Below are 26808 nucleotides of genomic sequence, written 5' to 3' on the forward strand. Positions count from 1 at the left end.
ACGCGGCGTTGCTCCGTCAGACTTTCGTCCATTGCGGAAGATTCCCTACTGCTGCCTCCCGTAGGAGTCTGGGCCGTGTCTCAGTCCCAGTGTGGCCGATCACCCTCTCAGGTCGGCTACGCATCGTCGCCTTGGTGAGCCGTTACCTCACCAACTAGCTAATGCGCCGCGGGCCCATCTGTAAGTGACAGCATAACCGTCTTTCAGCTCCGGACCATGAGGTCCGAAGGGTTATCCGGTATTAGCCCCGGTTTCCCGGAGTTATCCCAGTCTTACAGGCAGGTTGCCCACGTGTTACTCACCCGTCCGCCGCTGATCTCCGAAGAGATCCGCTCGACTTGCATGTATTAGGCACGCCGCCAGCGTTCGTCCTGAGCCAGGATCAAACTCTCCAATAAAGTGTTTGATTAGCTCTTAAAATAAAACTTGAATTAACGTTGGCATTTCGTTCTGTTTAGTTTTCAAAGATCATTTTCTTGCATTTAACTTCGCGTCTTTTTTGTGACAATCGCTCAAAAGCGACCTCTTTAATATATCAAGTTTCCAAATGCTTGTCAACACTATTTTTTTCGATATTTTGAGGTGCTGTTTATCAGCGACGAACATTAATATATCATGCATTATTAATCTTTACAAGTGGTTTTGTTAAGAAAAAATTTAAAACTTTACTTCTATTTCAATTCATTTACAATCTGAAACATTTAAATATTAATCACTGGCTGCAAGAAGACAACATCGAATGCTAACTATTGTATATCACATGCTTGAACTGTTAACAGCGCTGTTTGGACAGCAAGAGGCGGGATGCGCTCGGTAGAACCCGAGTTGCGCCAGCAGAACCTGTTATTTGGACAGTAAGCAGCTTTTCCCTGTCATTTTAGTCTTATCAGCACTATAAATCTTACCTTTTAAAATAGAGTTTTCAAATCGGGATGCACTTTCAAAAACATGAACAAATTCTCTAATGCAACTTAAATCACGTCCCTAATTAGACTGGAAGTATTTTCGTCCTATGCTTTGTGCCCCGAAAAATACATTCACTAAACGATAAAAAAGCCGGCTCCCCATCTTCATAGAAGGAACCGGCCTGATCATGGTTATCATCTTCAGTCGGGTTTTTAAAAGGAGGACTGCTGCAAAGAAAGTCTTTCATTTTAGAATCTTAATCATATCTCTCTTAAGTTCAGCAAATTCCGCTTCACCCGTTATTTCCACACTTCTTGGCCTTGAAAAGGGAACCGTCAGTTCCTTCATCACTTTCCCGGGTCTTGCTGACATAATATATACTCTGTCAGATAGAAAGATCGCTTCATCAATATCATGCGTAATAAACAAAACGGTAAGCTTTAGAGATGAGCAAATATCCATAAGCCACTGCTGAAGCTCAAGTCTAGTAATAGCATCAAGCTTTCCGAAGGGCTCATCTAATAAGAGCAGATCCTTTTTATTAAGCAAGGTTCTTAAAAAACTGGCTCTTTGCCTCATACCGCCTGAGAGCATAAACGGATAGTGGTTTTCAAATCCTTTAAGCCCAAATGTTTTAAAAAGAGGAATAGCCTGCTTTTTGGCTTGTTTCTTGCTCTCTCCTTTTATCTCAAGCGGGAGTGCCGCATTTTCCAATACAGTTCTCCAGGGAAGCAAGACATCTGATTGAGGCATGTAGGCAGAATATCCAATTTCACCGATTATTTCTCTTCCTCCATACATCACTCTGCCTTTAGAAGGCTTCTTAATGCCTGCAATAATATCAAGGAGCGTGCTTTTTCCGCATCCGCTGGGGCCTAAAATACTGATAAACTCTCCTTTTTCAATCGTTAAGCTAATATTATCAAGTGTTAAAAGAGGGTCTTTCTGATTATGAAATGTCTTTGACAGCTCTTCAACTTTCAGCATTTTTTACTCATTCCTTTTTGGAAGAAAGTCATTCGTATACGCTTCAGATGGTATGATATTTTTATTAATTAATTTGCGCGCATACATCCAATCAGCATAACGCTTCCAAACCTCTTCCTTCTGATAACCCCATTGATCTGCTTTTCCCTGGTACTGCTTACTTATCCATCCCTGGCTCTTTTTAACTAAATCGGCGTTAATGTCCGGTACCTGTTTAATTAAAATATCAGCAGCACCTTTTGGGTCTTTAATAGCATCTTCATATCCAAGGGAAGTCGCTTTCATAAATTTCGATACAGTATCCTTATTCTGCTTGATTTCCTTTTCGCTCGTTGAAATCACCGGAGTGTAATAATTTAATGCAGGATCCAGATCTTTCAAATAAATATAATTCAGCTTGATTCCTTGTCTTTCTGCCTCTACTCCATCCCAGCCATAATAAATCCATTCAATATCAGCATCTCTTCCAATGGACTTAAAGAAATCAGTTGCACCAAGGGTAACATTTTTCACTTTTGAAAAATCACCATTGTTTTTCTGCATTACAGCTTTTAGAACGGCCTCTTCTGTAGGAGCTCCCCATCCCCCGTAACGTTTTCCTTCAAAATCTTTAGGTGACAGAATATGATCTTTTTTTAATGAAGCAAAAGCAGATGTATTTTCCTGAATGATAGCTCCTAATGAAACAAGCGGTATACCATTTGATCTTGCTTGTGTTATGTTTTCCTGATAACTGATCCCGAAATCTGCTTTACCGGAGGCTACTACTTGATCTGCACTGACCCCTTCCCCCGGTTCTGCAATTTCAACATCAAGCCCTTCATTTTTATAATAGCCTTTTTCTTTCGCTACATAGATACCCGTATGATTCGTATTCGGAAACCAATCGAGCATAATTTTCACTTTCTTAAGCGGCTTTTGATCTGTCTTCTCTGCCCCGCTGCATCCTGCTGATAGTAACAGAATTAGAGCACTTAACATTAAATAAAGTCCTTTTTTCATCATGTTTCTCCTCATATATTATTTTTCGAATTTCTGCTGCTCATATCGCCATGGCATACAAATGCGGGCAAGGATTTCAATCAGTGCAAATACCGCCAGACTTAACAAGACAATGATTAGGATTGTTGCAAATACTTTTTCAGTCAGAAAAGATTGGCTCGATCTTGTAAGTACTATACCAAGTCCTCTATCTGAACCAAGCCATTCTCCAATAACAGCTCCCATGACACTGTACGTGCCAGCAATTTTCAATCCGGAAAAAAAGAATGGCAATGCAGATGGGAACTTCACTTTTAAGAAGGTTTGCCGCTTTGTTGCTCCGAAGGTTTTCATAAGCTTAAGCATATCTCTGTCCACAAGGCGGTACCCATCTGCGAGATTAATAGCTATCGGAAAAAAGCAAACGAGAGCAACAACCAATACTTTGGGTAAAAGCCCAAATCCAAACCAGATAATAAAGAGCGGTGCCAAAGCAATGATAGGAATGGTCTGAGAAATGATCAGCAAAGGATAGATGGCTTTTCTGATCCAGTCTGAAAGATCAATGATTGTACCGAATAAGACCCCCGCAACAATAGAGATAACCAGCCCTAAAATGGCTTCTGATACGGTCTGAATAATATGAGAAGGCAGTGTTGAACTCATTGTGAACAGCGCCTTTATTACCTCTGTTGGCGCTGGCAAGATCCATTTATCAATCCCGCTGAATCTCACTGCAAGCTCCCAGAATAAAAGCAGAAGCAATATAGCGATACCAGGAAGTGCTGTTTCAATTAATCTTTTCAAAACATCCGCTATAGAGGCAGAAGGTTTAAGCGCGGTATTTTTTAAGCTTTTCATCAATCGTCACTCCTTCAACAGGACGATAGTGGATCTTCATGTGTGTCATGACTTCAAAAGCCCCTGCTTTAATACAAGCATCCTGTGCTCTTTTAACGATATCGAGCAATTCATCCAGCTCACCCTCCATCACTGTTTCCATTGCGCCAACCTCATATTTCACACCTGATTGCTGAACGATCTCAATAGCTTTGTCTACAATTTCGTAAGTATTGCCGCCATCTGATTTTGGCAGCACCTGAAAAGCCAAATTTACTGAAGCCATGTAACTTCCCCCTATACTCTTAAAATGTGATCAATAAACAGATAAAAGCTTAGAATGCAAAAATGAAAATGCAAACACAAAAAAGACTGCCACTAGGGCAGCCTTATGCTCGTCTAAAGTATAAAGGAAAGAATCCTTCCTCTTGGCTCCCTACGCTGGCATTATCCAGATCAGGTTTAACGGGTCGACGCTAAAAATCGTCCTCTCAGCCAAGTTTACTCAGCTCCCCGAGACATTTTCAATTTTCATATTGGCTCTTTCCATAGAATTCTTTGCCATTTAGGTCTTTGAAGCTAAGAAAGCAGCCAATAATTTATTAAATATAAGATCAATCAAAACATATCAGCAATTCAGCATTTTGTAAAGAAAGAATTAATTTCCTTTACAAATAGGGTTGTCGAAATTTGTTTTATATTGTATTATTACTTTATTCATAATTTAATGAATCGACCACAAGGGGAGCCATTCGGCTGAGATTGAACGCAGTTCTGACCCTTTGAACCTGTTAGTTAACGCTTTTGTAGGGATGTGGCACTGAACTTATTTTACCTCTCATTAAAGCAGTGCGTGGAAACGAACGACAGAGTTCCCCGCATTGCTTTTTTCATTTCCTTTTTGGTCGGTCTATAAGAGGTGTTTTAATGAATCAGCGGCTTGTTTTTTTGGTTGAAACAGCTATTTTTGCAGCAATTGCCCTGCTGCTTGATTATGTATCAAATATATTCGGGAGACTTCCTCAAGGCGGATCCCTTTCACTTGCTATGATTCCGATTTTTATTATGGCTTTTAGATGGGGACTTAAAGGGGGACTGCTTACAGGGTTCTTAACAGGGCTTCTTCAGATAGTCCTTGGCCTTGCGGTGATTGTCCACTGGGCACAATATTTGCTCGATTATCCTTTAGCATACGCACTTCTTGGCGCAAGCGGCCTTTTTTCCCGTTGGGTGCTTCGTGCTTCTGGCAGCAGACAAAAAGGAGCGGTTATTCTTTCGGTTTTAGCAGCAACTTTTATAGGAAGTTTACTTAGGCTTGCTTCCCATGTTCTTTCGGGAATTATTTTCTTCGCTTCAAGCACTCCTAAAGGAACGCCTGTATTTCTATATTCGGTCGTCTATAACAGCTCCTACATGATTCCATCATGGATTGTCAGCAGCATTGTGATCATTATGGTTTTGATCTCTGCGCCAACCTTATTAAACAGAAAAAAGTGAATCCTTATGATTCACTTTTTAATTTGGCTTTTTATTAAATCAGCTACAAGCACATAGCGTTTTGGCGCAGAGCCCACAAAACGAAATGGGTAGCATGTAGAGACTGTGAGAGTTGCTCGAGGCTTTGGAACAATAACTGTCCGGTCATCAGCATCGACAATCCTTACTTTTCGGATTTTGTAAGTGAACTTGCCTGCACTCGTTTCCACAACCAGCAGATCCTTTTTGCCTACCTCTCCCAGCCTTCTAAACACAGTATCTCTGTGTCCTGCCAGAACAGAATTATCCTTTTCACCCGGAAGTACGGAGCCCGCATAATGCCCGACTCCTCTTTCAAGCTCATCTTCATCTGTTCCATGATAGATTGGAAGGGAAGCATTAAGCTTAGGAATCTGCAAGACGCCCATGTTTTCACCCATTTTGGGCCGGACGCTGTATAGTACATTTTCTGGTTTTTTGGATGGAGCAGGCTTCGGTTTTTCTATTGCTGTGGCTGAGATTGGCTTCTCTGTTTTAAATAAAAAATACCCATAGGCAAGTTTAAATCCATTGGTTGTTGTCAAATAGATTCCGCCAACAAGCAGTACAGCGATGGCAAAAAGAAGAAGCATCGGCTTCTTCTTCATTTTTTGCTTACCCGCTCTAGCTCTCATTGGTATTTCGCTTTGACTCTTCTTGCAAGCAGGAATGCGCCGGCAAGCAGAAGAATACCTGCTCCCATCATTTCAGCATAGTTTCCTGCTGTTTTAGGAAGCTTTGCGCCTTTAACTGTTTTGGCAACTGGTTTAGATAATACTGGTTTTTTCTCTTCTTTTTTAGCAATCACTGCCGTTTTTTCAAGGCCTTTACCGGTTTCTTTAACAATCTTTGAGCCGGCCATTTCTGGTGTAATCACAAGATCCATCAGCAATTCGCCTTTATCGCTATACAATTCAACCAAAAGGTTTGCTCCATTTAGATCTTTTACATTCATTAATGATTGCAGAGAAAGTTCATTCTTTTCTCCATTTTTCGTTAAATAAAACTTTGGTTTAAGTTTAAACAGGTCAAGACCTTCGCTGTAGATCGAAAGCAGTTCTGCAATATCTTTAGCAGAAAGCTGATCAACACTCGTAAAGTTTGAAAAATGCATCATTCTTTCCCCAAGGCTTTTTAGCTTATCAGAAGCAGAAGGATCATTCTTGATCACTGAGCTCATATACTCAGACAATCTTTCGGCTTCTTTTTGAGTAATGCCGAGACTAGCAAGGGCATTCTCCATTTCTTTCTGCATTTTTGCAGAACGCTGTGTATAATAATCAAGTGTCTGATCCAAGTCTTCTATATATTTATAGTTTTTAATAGAATCTTTATGTGCAGTCATCAATTTATCGAATTCCGCTTTCGTCAACTCATAGCCAGCAAGCAAGTCATTTAGATTGCTGCTTGTGATCGGTGTTAATTCATTATCAAGATAATAAGATAGATCTGAATCTAAGTCATTGATAAAGGTATAAACATCCTGAATTTTTTCGCCCTTCTCAAGCTCTCCGTTTTCAACAAGCAAATCAATTGCTTTTTGTTCTGTTAGATCATAATCCTTTAAAAGTGCTGCAAGTGTCTCATCTGTAACTGGTTCACCCAGTTCATCTTTTAGCTCCTGAATACTGTTAAAATCATTAAGCGTCAGGTCGCTGTAACTGAGGTAATCCTCCAAGTCAGATTTGCTCATCCCTATTTCAGTAAGGTATGCTGTCAAATCTGTCTCTTTGACTGCTGCAAATGCAGGCGTAGAAGCAAAAACCATAAATAGTAATGCTAAACATGCTGTGAAAAGCTTTTTCAAATCAATTAACCCCCATTAATTTCAAATCTAGACAATTATACCGATTAAATCCTCGTAAATATAGCATTGTAATTCATCTTTTTTTTCTATATAATTATCCAATTTTTTAAAAATTACTATTTTCGCAGACTAACTGGCAGGTAAATTCAATAAAAAAGATGGAAAGCAACAAAGTTTATGAAAAGAGCCTTAAAAATTTTACTCATATTAGTAGAGTAAGCTGAATCTAATAGAATATGGCCGCACTGCTCTAAGTATAAAAAGATCTTTACTAATGGAGGAAAAATAGATGCACCTGACTGTAATCATGATGCTCGGAAGCTATATACTCTCTCTTTTTCACTTTTTGTATAGCTACAAAGAGGCGATCCGCATCAGCCAGGAAGAAGGCAAGGTTAATGGGTGGCCACTTGTATTTTGTCTGCCTCTTGCTGTCATTTTTGCATACTTTGCCGGGGTTTATTATGAAAAGCTTTTTTAATAGATTTATAAAATGAAGAATATTGCATTATAAATTCAGCAGTAATTTCTATAAAGGAAAAGAGAGGCTGCGGATTTATGAGGACATTTGTAAGGGCTGGATAAAAACTGTTTTCAATAGTACACATTCCTGTTTTCAATCTTATTTGACCCGAGCGGCACATTTAATCAAACGAGTAATAGAAAAAGCAGAAGTAACTAAAAGAAAGAGAACGGATCGATCATTAGGCGGATCCATTCTTTTACTCCTTTCTGAAGCTGATCTTTTGTTCTATTATTCCTTATGAGCATAATAGTCTGAGAGGTTTTCTAAAAAAGGATAAAGCTTTTTAAACATATAGCCTGTATTTTGTGCTTTTTCAGGAGAAATAGCAAGAGAGTCTCCCATACTGTATGGAGAGAGATTTTCAGAAGAAATTTCTGTCGTCAAATTGGCTTTCTTTCCGGTTGCTTTTTCCATGAGCTGTATTAGCTCTTTTAAAGAAATACTTTCCTCAAACGCTGCATTATAACTACCTTCCAATTTGTTAGCTCCAGCGTGATAAAGCATGCCGGCTGCATCATCTGAAGAGATAAAGCTGTATCTTAGGTCCGGGTTATGTATCCCTATCGTTTCTTCATTTTTCAGCTTTTTGATATGCCCCTGAAATCGTCTGGTATAATCATCCTCACCTATTACAAGTGAAAAGCGGAGAGCTGCAACTGGAATATCTGCATACTGAAAAAGATACGCTTCCGCTAATCGTTTTGCTTCTTGATAGCCTTTAAGACCAAAATACTGTTCTCTAGGTTTTATTAAATGAATGGAATACGCCTCCGGCTGAAAGGATAATTCTTTTAATTCTGTTCCAAAATCGTAAACAGCCATTGTGGAAGTAAAAACATACTGGCCAATTTTTCCTTTCAGCGCTTCAAATGCTGCTTTTGCTTCTAGCGGTGAATAGCAGGTCTGATCAAAAACGACATCATAATACCCACTTTCAAACACCTTTTTATAAGAGGCTAAGTCACTTCTGTCAAGTTCGATTCTTTCCACATTGCTGCCAAAAGGATCCGCTGTCTTTCCTCTAGTTGAAATGGTTACATCGATATTATTCTCTAATAAACGGTTTACAAGCTTTTTTCCAAAAAATTGTGTTCCGCCAAGTACCAGCACCTTTTTCATTGTTTCCCGCCTTCTTTTATTTTTTCTTTTATATGGCTGAGATTTTTCCATCCGTAAGCAAGCTCTGCATGGATATTGCCGCTGATTTCATAGTTGTCTTTTGCGACAAGCTCGGGACTGAAAGCCTCATAGAACTTCCTCGAAGGATTCTCCTCAAGGACCCAAAGCATGATGGAAGAAACACCTTTTTGTTCAAGATCCTCTATCATTCTCTGAAACAGTTCTCTTCCTATACCCTGCCGCTGTACATGCTTCAGCAAATAGATGGCATAAAGCTCGCTATCATAACCAAATTCCCCTGTCTTTTCTTTTCCATAACTAGCAAACCCGACTATATTATGCGAAGAATCGGCTGCTACCAAAAGCTGATCATGATCAGCCTGCTCCCATAAGCGTTCGCGATCCTCATATTTCAAAGCATTTAAATATCCTTGATCAACAATTCCTTCATATGTAGTTCTCCAGCTGTCCACATGTGCTTTTGCAACTTGTTTAATATCATGGGTGGTTGCCTTCCGAATTTTATACATGAAGTTCCTCCCTCATTTCGTATGAGATTTAGTCAATTAAACTGGCTTCCTGAGCAGTTTCTCTTTGCTTATTTGGCCTATTGCCCAGCAAAAACCATAGAATACCTGTCATTATGATGGAACCGCCTATTATTTGAGTCAGGGTGATTATTTCCTGAAGAAAAATACAAGCCAGGATAACAGCACCAACCGGTTCAAATAAAATGGCGACAGAGATTGTATTCGTGCTGATCCACTTCAGTGCCCAGTTAAAAAGAGAATGGCCTAAAAGATTCGGGAATACCGCGAGCAGAACAAAGTAAAACCAGTCTGTCCTTTCAGCAGGAACAAGCGGGTAAGAAAACAGCAGGCAATAAATAAGAAGAGTTGCTGCACTTATGCCATATACCAATCCTGAATAGAGAGTTAGATTATGACGCTTTCTGACCTCCTGTCCAAAAAGGAGATAGGCAGTAACCATGAGGCACGCTGCGAGAGCGAGCATATCTCCAAAAAGGGCTTCACCGCTAACTTTCAAATCGCCCCAGCTGATGATCATACTTCCAATGATCGTAAGGATCGAACTAAGAATACCTCCTGCTGAAAGCTTTTCTTTAAAAAAGAAATATGTCCCGATAAAAGCAAACAGAGGCTGAAGTGTGACGAGAACGACAGAGCTTGCAACGGATGTGTATTGCAAAGACTCAAACCAGAGAATAAAATGAACGGCTAATAAAACGCCGGCTAAAATTGTGAACAGCCAATCCTTTTTCGTTAAAAGCTTGATTTCTTTTATACTTTTCAATAGAAAGAGGGGCATCAAAATAAGAACAGAAAGAAACATACGGTAAAAAGCGGTAACAGGTGCTGGAGATGATGATAGCTTTACAAAAATAGCGGAAGCTGACACAGATAAAACTCCGATAATAAGTGCGGCATATGGATAGAAATGATTGCGGTTCAAAAAATCAGCTCCTTTTCTGAGATGCTATTTCTTTTAGAATAGGGTTTCTAGCTTGTTTCATTTAAAGATAATTCCATTTTTCAAAGTTTTGTCGATAAAAAATTTTTATAATTTTCTGTCAATATAGTATGATGAAAGCGTATTCTTTAATGGGACAAGGAGGACTTTATGAAGCCACTCATTCAATTACCTATTGGCGAGCTGTTAAAAAATTCTGCGGAAAAGTTTACAAAACGCGAAGCAATGGTTTATTCAAAAGAAAACATCCGTTATACCTACGAAGAATTTTACGAGGAAACGGGCAGGATTGCAAAGGCTCTGATGGCACTTGGAATAAAAAAAGGTGAACATGTTGCCATTTGGGCAACCAATATTCCCGAATGGCCCCTTCTTCAATTTGCAACTGCCAGAATCGGAGCGGTCCTGGTTACAGTCAATACAAGTTATCAAAGCTCAGAGCTTCACTATTTGCTTCAGCAATCAGACGCGACCACACTTTTTTTAATTGATGGTTTCAAAGAATCTTCCTATACAAGAATTGTTCAGTCCATTTTATGTGATTCAGAACAGCGTAAGGCATTACCGATGCTTAAAACAATTATTTACATAGGAGAAAACACCGTTCCAGAGGGAATGACCAGCTGGAAGGAAATGATGATGGGAGCTGGAACAGCAACGGATGAAGAGCTTAAAAACCGTGAAAGCGATCTGAACCAGCATGAAGTGATCAATATGCAATACACTTCAGGGACAACCGGTTTTCCTAAAGGCGTTATGCTCTCTCATCATAATATCATCAATAACGCTTATCTTGTAGCACAAGCAATGAACATAACACATGAAGACAAACTTGTTATTCCCGTTCCGTTCTTCCATTGCTTCGGTTGTGTGATGGGATCTCTTGCCTGCGTAACTGTCGGAGCAACTATGCTCCCAATAGTAGAATTTCAGCCCAAAACTGTTCTCCAAACAATTGAAAAGGAAAAAGCAACAGCATTGCATGGTGTTCCGACCATGTATATAGCTGAATTAATGGAGGAAAACTTCTCATCTTATGACCTGTCTTCTCTCAGAAGAGGCATTATGTCCGGATCTCCGTGTCCGACAGAGGTCATGAAGAAGGTCATGCATCAGATGGGAATGGAGGAAATAACCATTGCTTACGGCCAAACAGAAGCCTCACCGGTCATCACACAAACACGGATCAATGATTCTATTGAACGGCGGGTTGGTACAGTCGGGAAAGCGCAGCCACATGCAGAGGTAAAAATCATTGATCCTGTAACCGGTAAAGAAGTTTCAGCAAACGAACAGGGAGAATTATGCGCCAGAGGATTTTTAGTAATGAAAGGGTATTATAAAATGCCCGAAGCAACAAAGGGAGCAATTGATTCGGATGGCTGGCTGCATACTGGAGATTTAGCTTCTATGGATAAAGATGGTTATATCCGTATTACCGGACGCCTTAAAGATATGATCATTCGCGGCGGGGAAAATGTCTATCCAAGAGAAATTGAAGAATTTTTATATTCTCATGACGATATCATTGACGTGCAAGTTATTGGTATTCCTGATGCAAAATACGGCGAACGGGTTGCAGCCTGCATCAAAGTGAAGGAAGGGAAACAACTCACCTTGGAAAATGTGCGGGAATTTTGCAAGGATAAAATTGCTTTTCATAAAATTCCGGATTACTGTTTCTTTATGAAAGAGTATCCGATGACGGCTTCTGGAAAAATCCAGAAATATAAGCTCCGCCAGCAAGCAGAAAGATGGGTGTCCGAAAAAGTGTAAGAAGGTAAGCGGTTGCGGAAAGCGACTTATAAAACTTGGTTTGCTATGATAGCTCTAAAGGAGTGATAAACATGTTTGAACATATGAAAGAAGTTCGAGGGGAACTATTAAATGAAGTAGAGAGTGTCTCAGAAGAAGAATTTCACCAAAAACCTGAAGAGGGTCAATGGAGCATTGGACAACTAGTCGATCACCTTCAAAAAATTGAAAATGTAATGACAGAAACATTTAAAAGAATCGCACCTTCTGCAGAGGACAAAAAAGTGGAAGAAAAAAATCTTGTGGCTGTAACAGATCGATCATATAAAAAGGATGCTCCCGATAGTGTCGCGCCAGGAGAAGAACCTATTAATCGCGAAGAGGTTATCATGGCTTTAACGGAAGCCCGCAGAGATCTTATGGCATACGTGGATATGCTGGATTATGATTTATCCGCTAAATCTCTTAAACATCCAGTAATGGGTGAGCTATCTGTCAAACAATGGGTAGAGTTTATCGGTTACCATGAAGAACGTCATCTTAATCAATTGAGAGAAATTAAACAAGCAGTGCTAAGCTAAGAGGCTCAGGCCTCTTTTTTTTCTTTCTCGTTCATCTGTAAAATCATTGCCATCTCATTTATCCAAGAAGCCTTTATTAGGTTTTATCTAAGGCTGTTTAACGTCAGGATTCACGCTAAAAAATATTGAAAACCCGTTCCAAGAAATACATTTAATGAATTAACTCTACTGTTCCGGAAAATCTGTTCACTGAAAAGATAGCTTTGTCATCATCAGCTGACTTTGTTTCATCACTGCTCTCAAGCCACTTGGCAATGCAGACATATTTTTCTTTAACCTGAGCTTGAAATGATACACCAACTCCATCTTTCCCCTCATTTTTGAGTTTCTCTGCAACAAGGAGTAAAGCTTCTTCTCTGGAAACCGCTTTATCCGCCAAAACTTCCTTTTGAAGCTGGGACGGGATAACACTAGCCTTGATGACATGTTCTACATACCCATTGTATAAAAGTAAACAGCCTATCCCTGTCAGCACTGCTCTTTTTGCCCACTTCACGCTGTCATCCTCCTGTGATTTTCCTACTGGTAATATCGTCATATTCCCTTTAGTTTTTATAGATTTTCAAAAATTATCCTTTATTTTTGGCTGGAATTTTCATCATTGAACTTTTACAAAGTGCAGTTTCCGCAAAGATTGTTGCTATTCGTATGGTCTTAGAATATAAAGATGAACCTCATGGCATCTTTTCTTAAAATTCGAAGATGTATTCTTGCTCTATTTTCACTTAAACGGATGAAAAAACAACAAAGTTTAAGAAAGACTGTTTTCGCAGAGATTGTTGTTTTTCGTACATGCTTTTACCAGCATCTTTTCTCATACCAATGGTTTCGAGTACTAAATATAGGGTCATGAGCAACATATTTTAAGAAAAGAGTCTTTAAAAAAGGGCTTTCAAAAAACTCACTTGAATGTATTGACTTTATTCTAAAATTATATATTATATTAAATATGTCTTATAAATGGGGGCTTAGCTCAGTTTGGAGAGCGTTTGGCTGGCAGTTTTGAGCTGGTCAGTATAACTCGTGGGGCTATGGTATAATGGGATTACGCTTGACTGGCAGTCAAGTAATGCGAGTTCGATTCTCGCTAGCTCCATACCAAATTTCAAATAAAATGCACAAGGCTCAGTTCGTGAGCTTTAACAACCTCTTGAGAGAACTTTGTACAGGGTTATTTCTGTAAAAGTTATCTTAGGAGGTTTTTTAATTGTTAATCGAGATGGTACAGAAGGATTTTCTGGCAGAGAAAAAGTTTGAGGGGCTTACACTCAAATAAGTATTGATGGTTACGTCAATTTATTCAAACAGTGGAATGAGCGGCTCTCTCAAGAGGAAATTGAACGTACTCAGGAGCTGATCCTAGAGTTATGAAAAGCTTTTATGAATTACAAAAAAAGGCTTCTTAAAAGTTTGCAGAACTTATGAGAGACCTCTAATATTTAAAATCAGCACCAAATGGGTATTGTGAAAACCCTCACTCCAATCTTAAGGAAATCCATGATTTAAATGGTTAAAAAACAGGGAAATATGATTATTCCTGTTTTTTTATTTATTTAAGTGAAACGCTTAATATTCACAATTTCACAAAAAATATGTATAATTTTGTTATAAAAGAATGCTAGATTATTTAAGAGGGTTAACCAAACACAATTATAGGAGGGAAAAATGAAAGCGATTTCTAGATTTTTTACGGCTCTTGTACAACGGTTCTTACCGGATCCCTTTGTATTCGCTTTAATACTTACTCTTTTTTTATTTGTTTCAGGCATTCTATTTACGTCCCATGGACCGGTTGACATGATGCAATATTGGGGACAAGGATTTTGGAATCTTTTGGCATTTGCCATGCAGATGAGCCTAGTCTTAGTAACAGGGCATGCCCTTGCCAGCTCCCCGCTTGTAAAAGGATGGCTCGTTAAACTTGCGGGTGTTGCCAAAACGCCTGCGCAAGGAGTCATACTTGTAACTGTAGGTTCAGGAATTGCGTGCTTTATTAACTGGGGTTTTGGATTAATCGTTGGTGCATTGTTTGCTAAAGAAGTAGCTAAGAAAATAACAGGGTCTGATTATCGATTCTTGATTGCATGCGCTTATATCGGCTTTCTTACATGGCATGGAGGACTTTCTGGCTCTATCCCGCTTGTCGCAGCTACACCTGGTAACCCGATGGAAAAAACAGCTGGTTTGATTCCGCTGACACAAACCATTTTTACTGGTTATAACCTTTTCATTACACTTGCTTTGCTGATTGTCCTCCCAATTATGACAAGACTTATGATGCCGACAGGAAAAGATGTCATTGGTATTGATCCAAATGTTTTAGCTGAAGATGAAACAGCCGCAGCAATCATAGTGGCACCAGCAACTGTAAAAAAAACATTTGCAATTCATATGGAAAACAGCCGGCTCCTTAGTATTGCTATTTCTTTGCTTGGTTACGCATATTTAGCCTATTTTATAGCAACAAATGGTTTTAAAATCGACATTAATACGGTAAACTTATTTTTCTTTACAACAGGTCTCCTTCTTCATGGTACACCACTATCCTATATGAACGCTGTTGCGAATGCAGCGAAAGGAACGGCGGGCATTTTAATTCAATTCCCGTTTTATGCCGGCATACAAGGCATGATGGAAATGTCGGGACTTGGAGGCGCTATTACAAATGCATTTATCTCGATCTCGACACCCGAAACCTTTCCATTCCTTGCATTTTTGAGCTCAGGTATCGTGAATTTCTTTGTTCCTTCGGGAGGAGGACATTGGGTTGTACAGGGACCCTTTATTATGCCTGCCGCTCACCAACTTGGAGTTGACCAGGGTATTGCTGCTATGGCCATTGCCTATGGGGAGGCCTGGATGAACATGGCACAGCCGTTTTGGGCTTTACCTGCTTTGGCTATTGCTGGACTGGGGGTGCGTGATATTATGGGATACTGTGTCACAACATTATTGGTCTCTGGTGTAATCTTTGCGATAGGTTTGTCATTTTTTTAATGGCAATTCTAATTTTAAAAAGGAACAAATCATTTTAATTCCGTGCTGTATTGGATATCGAATGCTATTATTCTGGCTGGTTTACTAGAAGCCTCAGGTGCTCTCCTTAGGGGGAATGAATGCTTTTTAGGCAGCCTCACTGGTGAGAATCCTTGAAAAAGAATGTTTTAAGGAAAAAAAGAGTTCCGTTTGATATTCCGAGTCCTAAATAAAGACCAACCCGCATTTTTAAAAATGCGGGGTTTTTTGCATGAGCAAATTAACTTTGGATCTTAGATTGAGTGATAATTTTCCCGATTTCATTCCATATATCTCTGATTTTACTGGTATGGTATTTTCTAAATATTGTCGATAAGAAAAGCGCAAGCGCCTTGAACAGCCCCGACACCTCGAGGGGCTAGGCGCTGGAGCTGGATCCGAACTGCCCCTCAGCAGTCGAGCTGACTAGGTAAAGATTTATACTTTCTTATACAGTGAAAAAAACCCCTGCTTTGCCGGCAGGGGTTTTACTTTTCAAATTTACATGGCATTTCCTGAGATATCTTTCCCTTTCTGCAGAAGCTCTCCTTCAATCTTGGATGACTTTGATGATTCTCCCATTCGCCAGTAAGTAATAAAACTAATGGCGATGCAAAGGGCAACATACACATAAAAAAGCCATTCTAATTTTATGCTTTTGAGCCATAAAGCAATAAATTCAGCCGTGCCCCCAAAAATAGCAACGGTGACGCCATAAGGAAATCCGACACCCAGTGCCCTGATTTCTGTTGGGAAGAGCTCTGCTTTAACGATGGCATTTATGGAAGTGTAGCCTGTGACGATCACAAGGCCTGCCATCATGAGAAGAAACGCTCCTACAGGGTTCGGTGTTTTCTCCATCATGAAAAATAAAGGCACCGTGAGCACTGTACCAAGAATTCCGAATCCGATCAGCAGAGGACGCCGGCCAATTCGGTCAGACAGCATGCCGGCGAGGGGCTGAAGCACAATAAAAACAAGCAGTGCAGCAAAGTTAATCCAGGTTACAGTACCTTTAGGGATCCCAACCGTGTTAATCATAAACTTCTGCAGATAGGTCGTATACGTATAAAATGCGACTGTTCCTCCAAGCGTTAGTCCGACTACTGTCATAACGGCTTTTGGGTGTTTCATTAAAGCGCGGAATGTCCCGGCGCTGGCACGGTTTTCTGCTGCCACTTTTTTAAATTGATCAGACTCGTCCATCGTGCGGCGCAGCCATAGGACAGCTAATGCCCCCAATGCCCCGATGATAAAGGGAATCCGCCATCCCCATGAACTCATCTCAGCATCACTCAAGGACTGCTGCAGAATAATCTGCACTCCCAGTGCAACGAGCTGCCCCGCTACAAGAGTTACATACTGAAAACTGGAGTAAAAACCTCTTCGGCCGCTTATGGCCATCTCGGATAAATAGGTTGCTGATGTTCCATATTCCCCTCCTAATGAAATACCTTGAAGCAGGCGGGCAATAACAAGAATAATAGGAGCCATAATGCCGATTGTTTCAAAGCCTGGCGTACAGGCTATAATCAGAGAACCTCCTGCCATAATGCTGATCGAAAGGGTTAACGCAGCCCTTCGTCCATAGCGGTCAGCATATCTGCCCAACAAAAGACTTCCAATCGGGCGCATTAAAAAGCCCACTGCAAAAATGGCTGCTGTATTTAGCAGCTGGCTTGTTGAGTCGCCTTCTGGAAAGAATTCTGCGGAGAAATAGACAGCAAAGGCGGAATAAACATACCAGTCATACCACTCAATCAAATTGCCTACTGATCCTTTAAATATGTTTCCTGTGATCCGGCGCGTGCCTGCCCGATCTTTCGAAAGGTCCATCTCTTCTCCCCCTTATACGTTTGTGTTATGCGCTTTCATAATACCATACCAAGAATGGAAAAGGATTTTGAAAGTTTTACATCCCAATATGTATTTAAATTTATACTGAAACAAAAAAGGACCGGGCGGTTTTTGCCCGGTTTTTCTTAATCAGAGTACATCCGAAATTTTGTACTCCTTGCCATGTACTCCTTTATAATATTCAGGATACATTTGTCCACCACATTTTTCGCATGAAAACATCGGCGGTGTCATAGGATCCCCATCATCCATTAAATCAAAGTCTCTAACCACACTAAATGGAATATCCTCTTTCTCATGACACGCCAAACAAACAAAGCTGACGCTCTGTTTGCTTAACAGGTAGTTGGACGGAGTTGGAGATGCCATCTTCTTTTTCTTCCCTTTTTTCTTCTTTTTTGGTACTGGTGAAATGGTGAATCACCCTTTCTAAATAAGCTCTGCTCGTTTGACAGAGAGCTGCCTTGACTTCAAGTTTCCCATCCTCAAGGCAGACTTCTCCCTTGTACTCATAATAACACTCACACTTCTGGCAAACGAAAGGGTCTTTCTCTCCACTAGATATCATCCGTTCCCTCCACGTCTGCCGACGCAGTGTTTTCTTTACTTTCACGATCCAGCGCTTCGCTTTCTTTTGCCATTCGCACAATACTTTTTTACTAAAGTTCTTTGATCTTCTTGAATACATCCCATAGTGGCGGATGGTCTTGAACTGTTCATCTGGTATATGGCGAATAAGCCTGGAGATAAATTCTTCGACGCTTACCGTTTCCCATTTTTCTTTCCCGTCTGTTTTATCCAGATAGGTAAAGGTCACGTTTTGACCGTCATATGCCTCGATCCGGTTCAGTCCAATGGCGGGTCGACGAATATAACGTCCAATATAACGCAGCTGTTCTTTCACATTCCCTTTTTGTTTCGGGGCATGCACATAGAAGCCTTCCCCATTATTTTGAAAAGCCCTCTGTAAACGTGCCTGGATCCTCTTCTTTTCTTTCCCGGATACACCCTTGCGAATCAATTTTAATACCACCGTCTGCCATTGCTTCCTGAGCATTTCAAACGGCAGGAAGTCATATTGTTTCCACTCGCCTTTCTTCGTCAGGCTGCCCATTGTGAGCAGCATATGTACATGAGGATTAAAATTCACCCTGGAACCAAAAGTGTGAAGACCTGAGATGATACCCGGGGTGACCTTTGCTTTTTTCTCAAAGAATCCGCTAATCAGCCGGGCTGCCTCGTCCATCAGATCCTTTAGCAAGTGCCGATGAAGCAGGAACACATCACGCAGCCCTTCATCAATTGTGAAGATGACATGACGATGATTCCTGCAGGACATCCTCTGTAAGCAGACGGCTCCATTCTTCACTTTCTCCTACAGAACAAGTTGTACAAAATCGCCCTTTGCATCGATAAGGCACTCGGCGAACGTCATGGCAGCCTTCACAAACAAATAGCTTGAACCCATTTGCAGGATTTCCGCAGCCTTGGAATTTTTCGACTTCCTTTAAAACAATGGGACGGATTTTTCCTCGGTGTTTTTGAACGAATTGATCCCAATGACGTTTTTCATCAAAAAAGATACGTTTTAAAATATTTGTCTCCATAAATTAAAAATACCACAGTACCAAGTACTGTGGAACGACGTAAATTTTATACTTTCTTATCTTTCAAGAAAAGCGCAAGCGCCTTGAACAGCCTAAGGCAAGCATAAGCCGTTCATCCGGAGAAAGGTGGTCTTTCCTTTCTCTAGATGAACGGCTTATGACCTAAAGACTCGGGCTAGGCTGCTTGCGCTGGACATATTAACCCCTAGAAACCGAGCTCATTCAGTAGAGATTTATACTTTCTTATCCAGTAAGAAAAGGCAACGCCCAGAGGGCTAGTTGCCTTTGTTTAAAAGAGTTCAAGTACACTTACATTTGAGGTAAAGCTTTATTTCCTTTGTTAGATTCATTTACACCAGGACAGCTTCAAGCATCGTTCCATTTTTCGAAAAATTCGTATGCCATGAAAAAGCTTTTTCCAAAACATGAGGGGTTTGTCCGCCTCTAGTAAGAGCTTCCCGATAATATTCGCGAAGTTGACCGCGATAGGTTGGATGAGCACATCGTTCGATAATCAGTTCCACGCGCTGCCTTGGTGCCAGACCGCGCAAATCTGCATATCCTTGTTCTGTTACAATGACATCTACATCATGTTCTGTGTGGTCTACGTGAGAAACAAAAGGAACAATGCTTGATATATTACCGTCTTTCGCGATTGATTTTGTTACAAAAATCGCTAGACGGGCATTCCGTGCAAAATCACCGGATCCCCCAATTCCGTTCATCATTTTCGTGCCTAGTACATGGGTTGAATTTACATTCCCATAAATATCTAATTCCAATGCTGTGTTAATTGAAATCAACCCAAGCCGGCGGATGATTTCAGGGTGATTTGAAATTTCCTGCGGCCTCATAATCAAGCGGTCGCGGTATTTATCAAAATTTGCGAAAACTTCCTTCATTTTTGAATCTGAAAGAGTAATAGAACAGCATGAGGCGAATCGAACCTTTTCCGCATCCATTAGATCAAAAACCGCATCCTGCAATACTTCCGAATATACCTCTAAATCCTTAAACTCCGAAGCTAACATGCCATGAAGAACGGCATTTGCAACAGAACCGATTCCTGACTGCAGCGGGGCAAGACGTTCTGTTAGCCGTCCAGCTTCTACTTCTTTACGCAGAAACTCGATTAAATGCTCTGCCATAATGACCGTTTCCTGATCTGGCGGTATTATAGTTGACGGTGAATCCAGCTGGTTGGTGAACACGATGCCTTTTACCTTTTCAACATCAATTGGTATTCCTAAAGTACCGATTCGATCATCCGTATTTTTAAGGGGAATGGGATCCCTCTCTCCCTGTTTCCCTGGATCATATAAATCATGCAATCCTTCTAACTCTAAGGACTGGGCTGTATTGATTTCAATAATAATGGACTTTGCATGCTTGGCAAAGGTTAACGAATTGCCGATAGAAGTTGTCGGGATAATCATTCCATCTCCTGTTATTGCAACCGCTTCCAATATTGCCATATCAATAGGCTCCAAAACATTTGCTCTCACTAATTCAGCAGTGTGGGACAAATGTTGATCCACGAATAAAAAATCCCCTTGGTTTATACCCTTTCGCATAGTAGGATCTGCTTGGAAAGGAAGCCTCTTACCGAGAATACCAGCTTCAGCAAACAATTTATCAATATCAGAACCTAATGAGGCTCCTGTATAGACATTTACCTTGAATGATTCTTGCTGGGCACGTTGGACCAGAGCACATGGTACCGCTTTTACATCCCCTGCACGTGTAAATCCGCTTAACCCCAAAGTCATTCCATCTTGAATCCAAGATGCTGCTTCCTCAGGAGTAACGACCCGGTTATGCAGACGAGGGTCTCTAATCCGTTCAAAGCTATTCTCCATAAACTCATCCCCCACTTCATTATAATGAGTTTATTGTACCTTTTATTAGGAATAGGATAGGAGCTATCGGAGTAAATCACGAAAAATTCAGACTAAGCAGCAAATTCACAGCTTTAAACAGAATATTTTTTCAAAATCCTAGCAGTTTTCGAAAATAGCTAGAGTAGGATTGGCTGACGGGTACTCTGTCACCATTATCCATCGAAAGTAAAAACGTTGAATGTGTATCAGGGTAAATCTCTTTAATATGATTAACATTCACAATAAAAGAGCGATGACAACGTATAAAATTTTCCTTTGGAAGAAGGTACTCAAATTCTTGGAGCGAGTATTTATGGGTGCCAGAGTATCCTTCGGTATATACACTGGTTTTTTTATCTTTTGCTTCTAAATACACCACTTGTGAAAAAGGAATAGGAATCCATCCATCATAGGTTTTCATAGTCACGACTGATTTTCCATCCGTTAAAGCAGGAAAAATAGCGGTAACGCATCCCTCAAGTCTTCCTTTGTGAAGAAATGGCACTGCCATCCCATGATAAGGAATTCCAAACACGTCACGGTTAATAAATTCAGAGACTTTTTGTTTGGTGCTTAAGGCTTTATACGCTATTGTTCCTTCCTTTAAAGAATCTCCCGGACGGATTTTTAAATCAATTCGTTTACTCGGCCGATAATAGATATATTCCTTTTTATTTGAAACAGCGATCGAAATTTCATCCGAAAACAATTCACTTATAACGTCTAAAAGGGAAACTACTGTTATACTTTCCATCTTTCGCACCTTTCATGATGTAAAGTCTTGTAATCCAGTATTATTTTACATCCTTTTCGGTGCAGTTTCTATGGTTGGAAATGTTTTTTATAGGCTCTTTTCTTAAACTTTGTTGCTAATAACTCTTAATTTAAGTTCTGAAATCTTCATTTCATCAAAAATTTTAAGAAAAGATGCCCCGAAGCCAGTCTATAAACGTGATTTGCGCTCGTACGAATAACAACAATCTTTGCGAAAACAGCCTTTATAAAAAATGAGCCTAAATCAAACATTCACCCTAAACGCAAAAAGCAGGAATCATTTACATGGTTCCTGCAATTTTCTAAATAACTAATCCGCCATCAACACTCAAAATTGCTCCATTTATGTAATTCGCATCATCTGAAGCAAGAAACAAATAGGCCGATGCTATATCTTCTGGTTGGCCAATTTTTTTAAGCGGTGTCTTTTCTTTCATCATATCAAGGATCTTTTTTGGTACTTCCGATATCATCCCTGTTTCAATAAAACCGGGGGCTACTGCATTGACCCGAATTCCTTTCGGTCCCAGCTCTTTTGCCCAACTCTTAGTAAGGCCAATCACTCCTGCTTTAGTAGCAGCATAATTGGTTTGACCAATATTTCCATATAAACCGACGATAGAAGAAGCGTTGAGAATCACTCCAGATCCCTGATCTAACATAACTGGGATCACAGCCTTCGTACATTTAAAGACACCTGATAAGTTTACAGAAATCACCTTTTCCCAAGCGGTTTCATCCATTTTTGATAGTAACCCGTCAATCGTAATGCCTGCATTGTTAATCAATATATCTATTCTGCCAAAAGTATCTAGCGTTGAATTGATCATCTCTTCTATCTGGGCAGTATCTGTGACATCGACTTTAAAAAAGGTGGCCCTATCTTCACCAAACTCTTCTAGTATAGCCAGACCAGCAGACTGGTCGTAATCACATATGACCACCTTGGCACCTTCTTGAAGGAATTTTTTTGCCGTTTCTTTCCCGATCCCCTTTGCTCCACCCGTAATTAAAGCTACTTTGTCGGCTAATTTCAAAAATCTCACCTCTTATTTTTCTATTTACTAATCTTATATTTATGTTTTTCAAAAAAAAGAACAGCGAAAATTCGCTGTTCTGCTTATACAAATTAAAATGACATTTTTGTGCTGGATCCAACTAAATCAAAAAATCCTTTTTGTGTTGTTTTCATTAGGTTTAAAAAATCTTCACGAACTTTTTGTTGCTGTTCAATTCCCTTTTTGATCGATTCTTGGAAGTACTCCTGTGAATCATTTAAGGTATTTAAACCTTCTTTATATGGTGTTACTGTTAGTTGTTGAATGCGGTTTGTTACTTCATCAAAGTGCTCGTTCCACTGTTCAAAAAATTGGCTTGCCTCTTCGCCATAAACTGTTTGTATGTTTTTCTTACCAACTTCGCGCAGTTCTTCAACTAATTTTTTCTGTTCTTGTTCAATTCGACTCATATCTTCAGATATTTTTACCAATGATTCTTTTTGACGTCCAAATGCTTGAACAGTAAGACTTTCTACTTCTTTTTGAGAAGCATAGATCCTATTCAAACTGTTTGCCCAACTGTTAAAAAGAGAGTCACCCAAATTTTTAGCAGCCTGCATGTTGTTGTTTTCTTCCATTGAAAAAACCTCCTAATAAAACTTTATTATGATTGCAGTAATACTGCAGAATCACTGTTATTGAACATTACTTTTCTTCTTTATCATCATTCTGTGTGAAGGATTTAGGCAGGAACATATCCATATACATCGTAAAAAAGCGATTAATGATTGATTGGTACTGTTCTAACGAATCTGAGCAGGTTTTTAAGTAGGCCTCGCCAACTTCGGTTAAGGAATAAATCCGCTTTGCAGGTCCTCCTGTTGAGATATCCCATTCAGACTTTACCATGTTGTCTTTTTCTAATTGTCTTAGTGTTCGATATACATTTCCTTGGTCAACAGATGAGAAACCAAATCGAGTCAATTCTTGAATCAATTTATAACCATGTAAATTCCAGCCGCGGAGACTTAACAGAAGCACGGGTATCATTAAGTTTTTCGGCATATTGGTCATCACTTTCTCATCTTTGGCAGTTGAGACTTTAGGATCCTTCTCATCTTTGGAGGCAGGGACTTTAGGAGCTTTTTCGTTATTTATTGTCATTGTATCACCCATTCACTCTTTTAAATAGTCTCTATGTGTAATTTACACCTATTTAATAAAATTGTCAAACGTCTCTTTTAAAATTTGAAATATTTCCTCTTTACTTTATTTGATATTAATTAGTATCATAAAGTTGTAGTTTAGATCACTACAAAAAATAAGCGTCATGAGAGGAGAGAACAAACAAATGAATCAGCAAAAAAACCTTAATCCATTTGAAATTTGGAAGGACTTTTATAACCAGTCCAGTACTCTAATTGATGAAAACATGAAAGATGAGTCGGTTTCTAAAGTGATGGGACAAGTCTTGGAGATGAATCTTCTATTCAAGAAAATGTTAAATGAAACAACAGATCGTTATTTGGAACATATGAATATCCCCACTCGAAATGACCTGTCAAACATCTCTTCTCTAATCGTTAATGTTGACTCAAAAGTGGATGATTTAGAAGAGTTAATGGAAGACACCAAATCCAATCAAGTCAACCAAGTAGAACTGAAACGAGAAATGACCGATATAAAAAACAAAATGAAGAATCTAGACACTAAACTGAGAGAAATCCTTACCCTTTTAAAAACAGAAAAAATAGAAAAAATAGAAAAAATAGAAAAAATAGAAAACAATAAAGAAACAGCAGGAAAATCTAAATAGTCGGTAAAGCTTGTCTAACATTTATTTTTCACATACAAACATAGTGGGGAGCAAGCCAAAATGACAGATTTAAACAACAAAGTAGCCATCGTCACAGGGGGCGGAAAAGGAATCGGCGCAGCGATTTCAATGGAGTTAGCAAGGAATGGTGTAAAAGTTGTTATTAATTATAACACCAGCATAGGATCGGCAGAAAAGCTTATCATGGATATTAAAGAAATCGGCGGAGATGCTTATGCCGTGCAGGCAGATGTTTCAAATTTAGAGGAGTCTAAAAAATTAGTAGAAGAAGCGATTGATCATTTCGGCAGAATAGATATCCTAGTAAATAATGCAGGAATTACAAGAGACAGCACCTTCAAAAAACTCAGTGAAGAAGACTGGAGAACCGTCATTGACGTGAATTTAACCAGCGTTTACAATACGACATCCGCTGCCTTGTCTTACCTTCTTGAATCAGATGCAGGACGAATCATCAACATTTCCTCTATTATCGGACAGGCTGGAGGCTTTGGGCAAACAAACTATGCTGCAGCAAAAGCAGGAATGATTGGTTACACAAAATCGCTTGCACTTGAGCTTGCCAAAAGCAATGTAACCGTAAACGCGATTTGCCCTGGATTTATTGACACAGAGATGGTTCAAGAAATTCCGGAAAATGTCCGGGAAAAAATTGTTGCCAAGATTCCACAGCGACGTTTTGGCCAGCCGGATGAAATTGCACGCGGAATCATTTATCTATGCAAAGATGGTGAATATATCACAGGTCAGCAGTTAAATATTAACGGCGGATTATACATGTAGTCTAATCGTTCCCATCGATTTCAAATGATGCCAGAAGAGTTCTAAACTTACTATTCCCTCTTAATAAGGCAACAAAACCAAATTTTTAATATGTTAACCATATAACCTTTACAATTTTTTAAAATAAAAAATATCTTTATATATCCTGATAAGGTTGGTTTATGACTGCTGAGATTTTACTTCGGTGAAGAATTGATTAGATTACTAAATTGTATTTTAAATACATACTTTCTAAGTCATTTGCAAGTCTCATTGACTTAGAGTTTTCAAGCAATGTAATTAAAACGACAGCCACAAAATGGTTAAGGGAGAGATTTGGATATGAATCAAACAGAAGTTGTTATTATTAGTGCTGTGAGAACTGCAATTGGAAGCTTTGGAGGCGGTTTGCAAAATGTCTCTGCTCCTGCGTTAGGTGGAATCGTTATCAAAGGAGCACTTGAAAAAGCAGGGATAGAAGCAAATCAAGTAGATGAAGTCATTATGGGAAATGTCTTACAAGCCGGACTTGGACAAAATCCAGCAAGACAAGCTGCCCTTGCTGCTGGCTTGCCTCAAGAGGTATCTGCTATGACTATTAATAAGGTATGCGGGTCAGGGCTGAAAGCGGTTCATTTGGCAGCACAAGCTATTCTTGCTGGGGATGCAGAAGTGGTGGTTGCAGGTGGAATGGAAAATATGAGCCAGGCTCCTTACTTGTTAAAAGAAGCTCGTAATGGATTTAAGATGGGAGATAAAAAATTAGTAGATAGCATGATTCAAGATGGATTATGGTGTGCCTTCAATGATTATCACATGGGAGTAACGGCTGAAAATCTAAGTGAAAAATATAGCGTTTCACGTGAAGAACAAGATGAGTTCTCTGCTTGGAGTCAGCAAAAGGCTCAAACAGCAATTGAATCGAATCGCTTTTCTGATGAAATTGTCCCTGTTGAAGTCCCAGGCCGAAAAGGACAAGTAACAGTATTCGCTCAAGACGAGTTTCCTCGGTTTGGTACTACGGCAGAAGGATTAGGAAAACTTCGCCCGGCATTTAAAAAGGATGGATCTGTAACAGCTGGTAATGCTTCAGGAATTAACGATGGTGCTGCAGCATTTGTCGTAATGAGCCGTAAAAAGGCAGTTGAATTAGGAATAAAACCATTAGTAACAATAAAAGCGAATGCGAGTGCAGGTGTAGATCCTAGTATTATGGGAATCGGCCCTGTCCGAGCAGTAAAAAAAGCTCTTGAAAAAGCATCTATACAATTAGAAGATATTGATTTAATTGAAGCGAACGAAGCATTTGCTGCTCAATCTATTGCTGTAGATCGTGAACTCCATTTTAATAAAGAAAAATTAAATGTAAATGGCGGTGCTATTGCGTTAGGACATCCAATTGGTGCCAGCGGTGCTCGCATTTTAGTAACTCTTATTCACGAAATGCAAAAACGTAATAGCCAAACAGGATTAGCAACACTTTGTATTGGCGGAGGACAAGGGGTAGCAACAATCGTAGAGCGCGGCTAAACTAACCTGAGAAAGATGTGTCGAACACAGCCTAGAAATA

At 39.7% G+C, this 26808-nt stretch carries 24 protein-coding genes, 1 tRNA gene, 1 rRNA gene, 1 pseudogene and 2 riboswitches; of the genes and pseudogenes, 9 read left to right on the forward strand and 18 right to left on the reverse strand.

What is annotated here, in order from left to right; genetic code table 11:
- From ACOT8F_RS09430 to ACOT8F_RS09450, 5 genes are all read right to left on the reverse strand, one after another.
- Window positions 1-398: ribosomal RNA gene (locus tag ACOT8F_RS09430) — 16S ribosomal RNA — on the reverse strand; the annotation flags it as partial.
- Window positions 399-1149: 751 nt separating this feature from the next.
- Complete coding sequence (locus tag ACOT8F_RS09435) at window positions 1150-1893, reverse strand: ABC transporter ATP-binding protein (RefSeq protein WP_421651510.1); 744 nt, start codon at window positions 1891-1893, stop codon at window positions 1150-1152.
- Between the two features lie 3 nt (window positions 1894-1896).
- Window positions 1897-2895, reverse strand: a complete 999-nt coding sequence (locus ACOT8F_RS09440) for an ABC transporter substrate-binding protein (RefSeq protein ID WP_421651926.1) — start codon at window positions 2893-2895, stop codon at window positions 1897-1899.
- Between the two features lie 18 nt (window positions 2896-2913).
- Window positions 2914-3735, reverse strand: coding sequence for an ABC transporter permease (locus tag ACOT8F_RS09445; protein ID WP_421651512.1), 822 nt, complete (start codon window positions 3733-3735; stop codon window positions 2914-2916).
- Entirely contained in the window at window positions 3707-4000 is a 294-nt protein-coding gene (locus ACOT8F_RS09450) for a thiamine-binding protein (RefSeq protein WP_421651514.1), read from the reverse strand. Before ACOT8F_RS09450 ends, ACOT8F_RS09445 begins: the two co-directional genes overlap by 29 nt.
- A 131-nt stretch (window positions 4001-4131) precedes the next feature.
- A riboswitch (TPP riboswitch) is annotated at window positions 4132-4240 on the reverse strand.
- Window positions 4241-4445: 205 nt separating this feature from the next.
- Window positions 4446-4544, forward strand: a riboswitch (TPP riboswitch).
- 97 nt (window positions 4545-4641) lie between these two features.
- Here ACOT8F_RS09450 and thiT point away from each other — a divergent pair.
- The gene (gene thiT / locus ACOT8F_RS09455) at window positions 4642-5211 is read left to right on the forward strand and encodes an energy-coupled thiamine transporter ThiT (protein ID WP_421651515.1); all 570 of its coding nucleotides are present in this window, start codon (window positions 4642-4644) and stop codon (window positions 5209-5211) included.
- 11 nt (window positions 5212-5222) lie between these two features.
- On the opposite strand, the gene ACOT8F_RS09460 is transcribed toward thiT, so the two are convergent.
- Together ACOT8F_RS09460 and ACOT8F_RS09465 are read right to left on the reverse strand one after the other, a co-directional pair.
- A complete protein-coding gene (locus ACOT8F_RS09460; protein ID WP_421651517.1) occupies window positions 5223-5837 on the reverse strand; it encodes a class D sortase in 615 nt (204 codons plus the stop codon).
- 23 nt (window positions 5838-5860) lie between these two features.
- Entirely contained in the window at window positions 5861-7036 is a 1176-nt protein-coding gene (locus ACOT8F_RS09465; protein WP_421651518.1) for a processed acidic surface protein, read from the reverse strand.
- A gap of 289 nt (window positions 7037-7325) precedes the next feature.
- Between ACOT8F_RS09465 and ACOT8F_RS09470 the strand changes: the two genes are divergently transcribed.
- Complete coding sequence (locus tag ACOT8F_RS09470; protein WP_421651519.1) at window positions 7326-7517, forward strand: hypothetical protein; 192 nt, start codon at window positions 7326-7328, stop codon at window positions 7515-7517.
- A gap of 273 nt (window positions 7518-7790) precedes the next feature.
- Here the strand turns inward: ACOT8F_RS09470 and ACOT8F_RS09475 are convergent, their stop codons facing one another.
- The 3 genes from ACOT8F_RS09475 to ACOT8F_RS09485 are packed head-to-tail and all read right to left on the reverse strand — an operon-like array spanning window position 7791 to window position 10154.
- Window positions 7791-8681 carry an NAD-dependent epimerase/dehydratase family protein gene (locus ACOT8F_RS09475; RefSeq protein ID WP_421651520.1) on the reverse strand — a complete coding sequence of 297 codons (891 nt, stop codon included), beginning with the start codon at window positions 8679-8681 and terminating at the stop codon, window positions 7791-7793.
- Window positions 8678-9211 carry a GNAT family N-acetyltransferase gene (locus tag ACOT8F_RS09480; protein WP_421651521.1) on the reverse strand — a complete coding sequence of 178 codons (534 nt, stop codon included), beginning with the start codon at window positions 9209-9211 and terminating at the stop codon, window positions 8678-8680. Before ACOT8F_RS09480 ends, ACOT8F_RS09475 begins: the two co-directional genes overlap by 4 nt.
- 28 nt (window positions 9212-9239) lie before the next feature.
- Window positions 9240-10154, reverse strand: coding sequence for a DMT family transporter (locus ACOT8F_RS09485; protein WP_421651522.1), 915 nt, complete (start codon window positions 10152-10154; stop codon window positions 9240-9242).
- 168 nt (window positions 10155-10322) lie between these two features.
- Between ACOT8F_RS09485 and ACOT8F_RS09490 the strand changes: the two genes are divergently transcribed.
- Window positions 10323-11948: an AMP-binding protein gene (locus ACOT8F_RS09490; protein ID WP_421651523.1), complete on the forward strand. Its 1626-nt coding sequence runs from the start codon at window positions 10323-10325 to the stop codon at window positions 11946-11948.
- Between the two features lie 71 nt (window positions 11949-12019).
- Window positions 12020-12508, forward strand: coding sequence for a DinB family protein (locus ACOT8F_RS09495; RefSeq protein ID WP_421651524.1), 489 nt, complete (start codon window positions 12020-12022; stop codon window positions 12506-12508).
- 151 nt (window positions 12509-12659) lie between these two features.
- On the opposite strand, the gene ACOT8F_RS09500 is transcribed toward ACOT8F_RS09495, so the two are convergent.
- Window positions 12660-13004 (reverse strand): hypothetical protein, encoded by a 345-nt coding sequence (locus ACOT8F_RS09500; protein WP_421651525.1) that lies wholly within the window; start codon window positions 13002-13004, stop codon window positions 12660-12662.
- A gap of 529 nt (window positions 13005-13533) precedes the next feature.
- On the opposite strand from ACOT8F_RS09500, the gene ACOT8F_RS09505 reads away from it, so the two are divergent.
- Both ACOT8F_RS09505 and ACOT8F_RS09510 read left to right on the forward strand, forming a co-directional pair.
- Window positions 13534-13604: transfer RNA gene (locus ACOT8F_RS09505), tRNA-Ala, on the forward strand.
- 569 nt (window positions 13605-14173) lie between these two features.
- A complete protein-coding gene (locus ACOT8F_RS09510; RefSeq protein ID WP_421651526.1) occupies window positions 14174-15505 on the forward strand; it encodes a TIGR00366 family protein in 1332 nt (443 codons plus the stop codon).
- 519 nt (window positions 15506-16024) lie between these two features.
- On the opposite strand, the gene ACOT8F_RS09515 is transcribed toward ACOT8F_RS09510, so the two are convergent.
- The 7 genes and pseudogenes from ACOT8F_RS09515 to phaQ all read right to left on the reverse strand — a co-directional run bounded on the left by ACOT8F_RS09515 (window position 16025) and on the right by phaQ (window position 23803).
- Window positions 16025-17359 (reverse strand): MFS transporter, encoded by a 1335-nt coding sequence (locus tag ACOT8F_RS09515; protein WP_421651528.1) that lies wholly within the window; start codon window positions 17357-17359, stop codon window positions 16025-16027.
- A gap of 316 nt (window positions 17360-17675) precedes the next feature.
- Window positions 17676-18987, reverse strand: a pseudogene (locus tag ACOT8F_RS09520) (IS91 family transposase).
- A 350-nt stretch (window positions 18988-19337) separates the two neighbouring features.
- A complete protein-coding gene (scpC, locus tag ACOT8F_RS09525; protein ID WP_421651529.1) occupies window positions 19338-20846 on the reverse strand; it encodes a succinyl-CoA:acetate CoA-transferase ScpC in 1509 nt (502 codons plus the stop codon).
- Window positions 20847-20976: 130 nt separating this feature from the next.
- On the reverse strand, window positions 20977-21621 hold the full coding sequence (locus ACOT8F_RS09530; protein WP_421651531.1) for a LytTR family DNA-binding domain-containing protein: 645 nt from the start codon (window positions 21619-21621) through the stop codon (window positions 20977-20979).
- A 322-nt stretch (window positions 21622-21943) separates the two neighbouring features.
- Window positions 21944-22678 carry a 3-oxoacyl-ACP reductase FabG gene (gene fabG, locus ACOT8F_RS09535; protein ID WP_421651532.1) on the reverse strand — a complete coding sequence of 245 codons (735 nt, stop codon included), beginning with the start codon at window positions 22676-22678 and terminating at the stop codon, window positions 21944-21946.
- Window positions 22679-22770: 92 nt separating this feature from the next.
- The gene (locus ACOT8F_RS09540) at window positions 22771-23277 is read right to left on the reverse strand and encodes a hypothetical protein (protein ID WP_421651533.1); all 507 of its coding nucleotides are present in this window, start codon (window positions 23275-23277) and stop codon (window positions 22771-22773) included.
- Between the two features lie 67 nt (window positions 23278-23344).
- Complete coding sequence (gene phaQ / locus ACOT8F_RS09545) at window positions 23345-23803, reverse strand: poly-beta-hydroxybutyrate-responsive repressor (protein ID WP_421651535.1); 459 nt, start codon at window positions 23801-23803, stop codon at window positions 23345-23347.
- Window positions 23804-23990: 187 nt separating this feature from the next.
- On the opposite strand from phaQ, the gene ACOT8F_RS09550 reads away from it, so the two are divergent.
- From ACOT8F_RS09550 to ACOT8F_RS09560, 3 genes are all read left to right on the forward strand, one after another.
- A complete protein-coding gene (locus tag ACOT8F_RS09550; RefSeq protein ID WP_421651536.1) occupies window positions 23991-24455 on the forward strand; it encodes a hypothetical protein in 465 nt (154 codons plus the stop codon).
- Between the two features lie 60 nt (window positions 24456-24515).
- Window positions 24516-25259, forward strand: coding sequence for a 3-oxoacyl-ACP reductase (locus ACOT8F_RS09555; RefSeq protein WP_421651537.1), 744 nt, complete (start codon window positions 24516-24518; stop codon window positions 25257-25259).
- A gap of 321 nt (window positions 25260-25580) precedes the next feature.
- The gene (locus tag ACOT8F_RS09560) at window positions 25581-26768 is read left to right on the forward strand and encodes an acetyl-CoA C-acetyltransferase (RefSeq protein ID WP_421651538.1); all 1188 of its coding nucleotides are present in this window, start codon (window positions 25581-25583) and stop codon (window positions 26766-26768) included.
- Window positions 26769-26808 lie beyond the last annotated feature (40 nt).

It is taken from the genome of Chryseobacillus diguaensis, from assembly GCF_049220665.1.
In the GTDB taxonomy this organism is placed as follows: domain Bacteria; phylum Bacillota; class Bacilli; order Bacillales; family Bacillaceae; genus Metabacillus_B.

What these genes read in the sequence shown, in the direction of transcription:
- phaQ (WP_421651535.1), bottom strand. Translation starts at nt 23,803, where the DNA reads ATGACAATAAATAACGAAAAAGCTCCTAAAGTCCCTGCCTCCAAAGAT.
- ACOT8F_RS09530 (WP_421651531.1), bottom strand. Translation starts at nt 21,621, where the DNA reads ATGGAAAGTATAACAGTAGTTTCCCTTTTAGACGTTATAAGTGAATTG.
- ACOT8F_RS09510 (WP_421651526.1), top strand. Translation starts at nt 14,174, where the DNA reads ATGAAAGCGATTTCTAGATTTTTTACGGCTCTTGTACAACGGTTCTTA.
- ACOT8F_RS09515 (WP_421651528.1), bottom strand. Translation starts at nt 17,359, where the DNA reads ATGGACCTTTCGAAAGATCGGGCAGGCACGCGCCGGATCACAGGAAAC.
- ACOT8F_RS09550 (WP_421651536.1), top strand. Translation starts at nt 23,991, where the DNA reads ATGAATCAGCAAAAAAACCTTAATCCATTTGAAATTTGGAAGGACTTT.
- ACOT8F_RS09440 (WP_421651926.1), bottom strand. Translation starts at nt 2,895, where the DNA reads ATGAAAAAAGGACTTTATTTAATGTTAAGTGCTCTAATTCTGTTACTA.
- ACOT8F_RS09450 (WP_421651514.1), bottom strand. Translation starts at nt 4,000, where the DNA reads ATGGCTTCAGTAAATTTGGCTTTTCAGGTGCTGCCAAAATCAGATGGC.
- ACOT8F_RS09470 (WP_421651519.1), top strand. Translation starts at nt 7,326, where the DNA reads ATGCACCTGACTGTAATCATGATGCTCGGAAGCTATATACTCTCTCTT.
- ACOT8F_RS09480 (WP_421651521.1), bottom strand. Translation starts at nt 9,211, where the DNA reads ATGTATAAAATTCGGAAGGCAACCACCCATGATATTAAACAAGTTGCA.
- ACOT8F_RS09555 (WP_421651537.1), top strand. Translation starts at nt 24,516, where the DNA reads ATGACAGATTTAAACAACAAAGTAGCCATCGTCACAGGGGGCGGAAAA.
- ACOT8F_RS09560 (WP_421651538.1), top strand. Translation starts at nt 25,581, where the DNA reads ATGAATCAAACAGAAGTTGTTATTATTAGTGCTGTGAGAACTGCAATT.
- ACOT8F_RS09445 (WP_421651512.1), bottom strand. Translation starts at nt 3,735, where the DNA reads ATGAAAAGCTTAAAAAATACCGCGCTTAAACCTTCTGCCTCTATAGCG.
- ACOT8F_RS09495 (WP_421651524.1), top strand. Translation starts at nt 12,020, where the DNA reads ATGTTTGAACATATGAAAGAAGTTCGAGGGGAACTATTAAATGAAGTA.
- ACOT8F_RS09490 (WP_421651523.1), top strand. Translation starts at nt 10,323, where the DNA reads ATGAAGCCACTCATTCAATTACCTATTGGCGAGCTGTTAAAAAATTCT.
- ACOT8F_RS09435 (WP_421651510.1), bottom strand. Translation starts at nt 1,893, where the DNA reads ATGCTGAAAGTTGAAGAGCTGTCAAAGACATTTCATAATCAGAAAGAC.
- ACOT8F_RS09475 (WP_421651520.1), bottom strand. Translation starts at nt 8,681, where the DNA reads ATGAAAAAGGTGCTGGTACTTGGCGGAACACAATTTTTTGGAAAAAAG.
- thiT (WP_421651515.1), top strand. Translation starts at nt 4,642, where the DNA reads ATGAATCAGCGGCTTGTTTTTTTGGTTGAAACAGCTATTTTTGCAGCA.
- scpC (WP_421651529.1), bottom strand. Translation starts at nt 20,846, where the DNA reads ATGGAGAATAGCTTTGAACGGATTAGAGACCCTCGTCTGCATAACCGG.
- ACOT8F_RS09540 (WP_421651533.1), bottom strand. Translation starts at nt 23,277, where the DNA reads ATGGAAGAAAACAACAACATGCAGGCTGCTAAAAATTTGGGTGACTCT.
- ACOT8F_RS09460 (WP_421651517.1), bottom strand. Translation starts at nt 5,837, where the DNA reads ATGAAGAAGAAGCCGATGCTTCTTCTTTTTGCCATCGCTGTACTGCTT.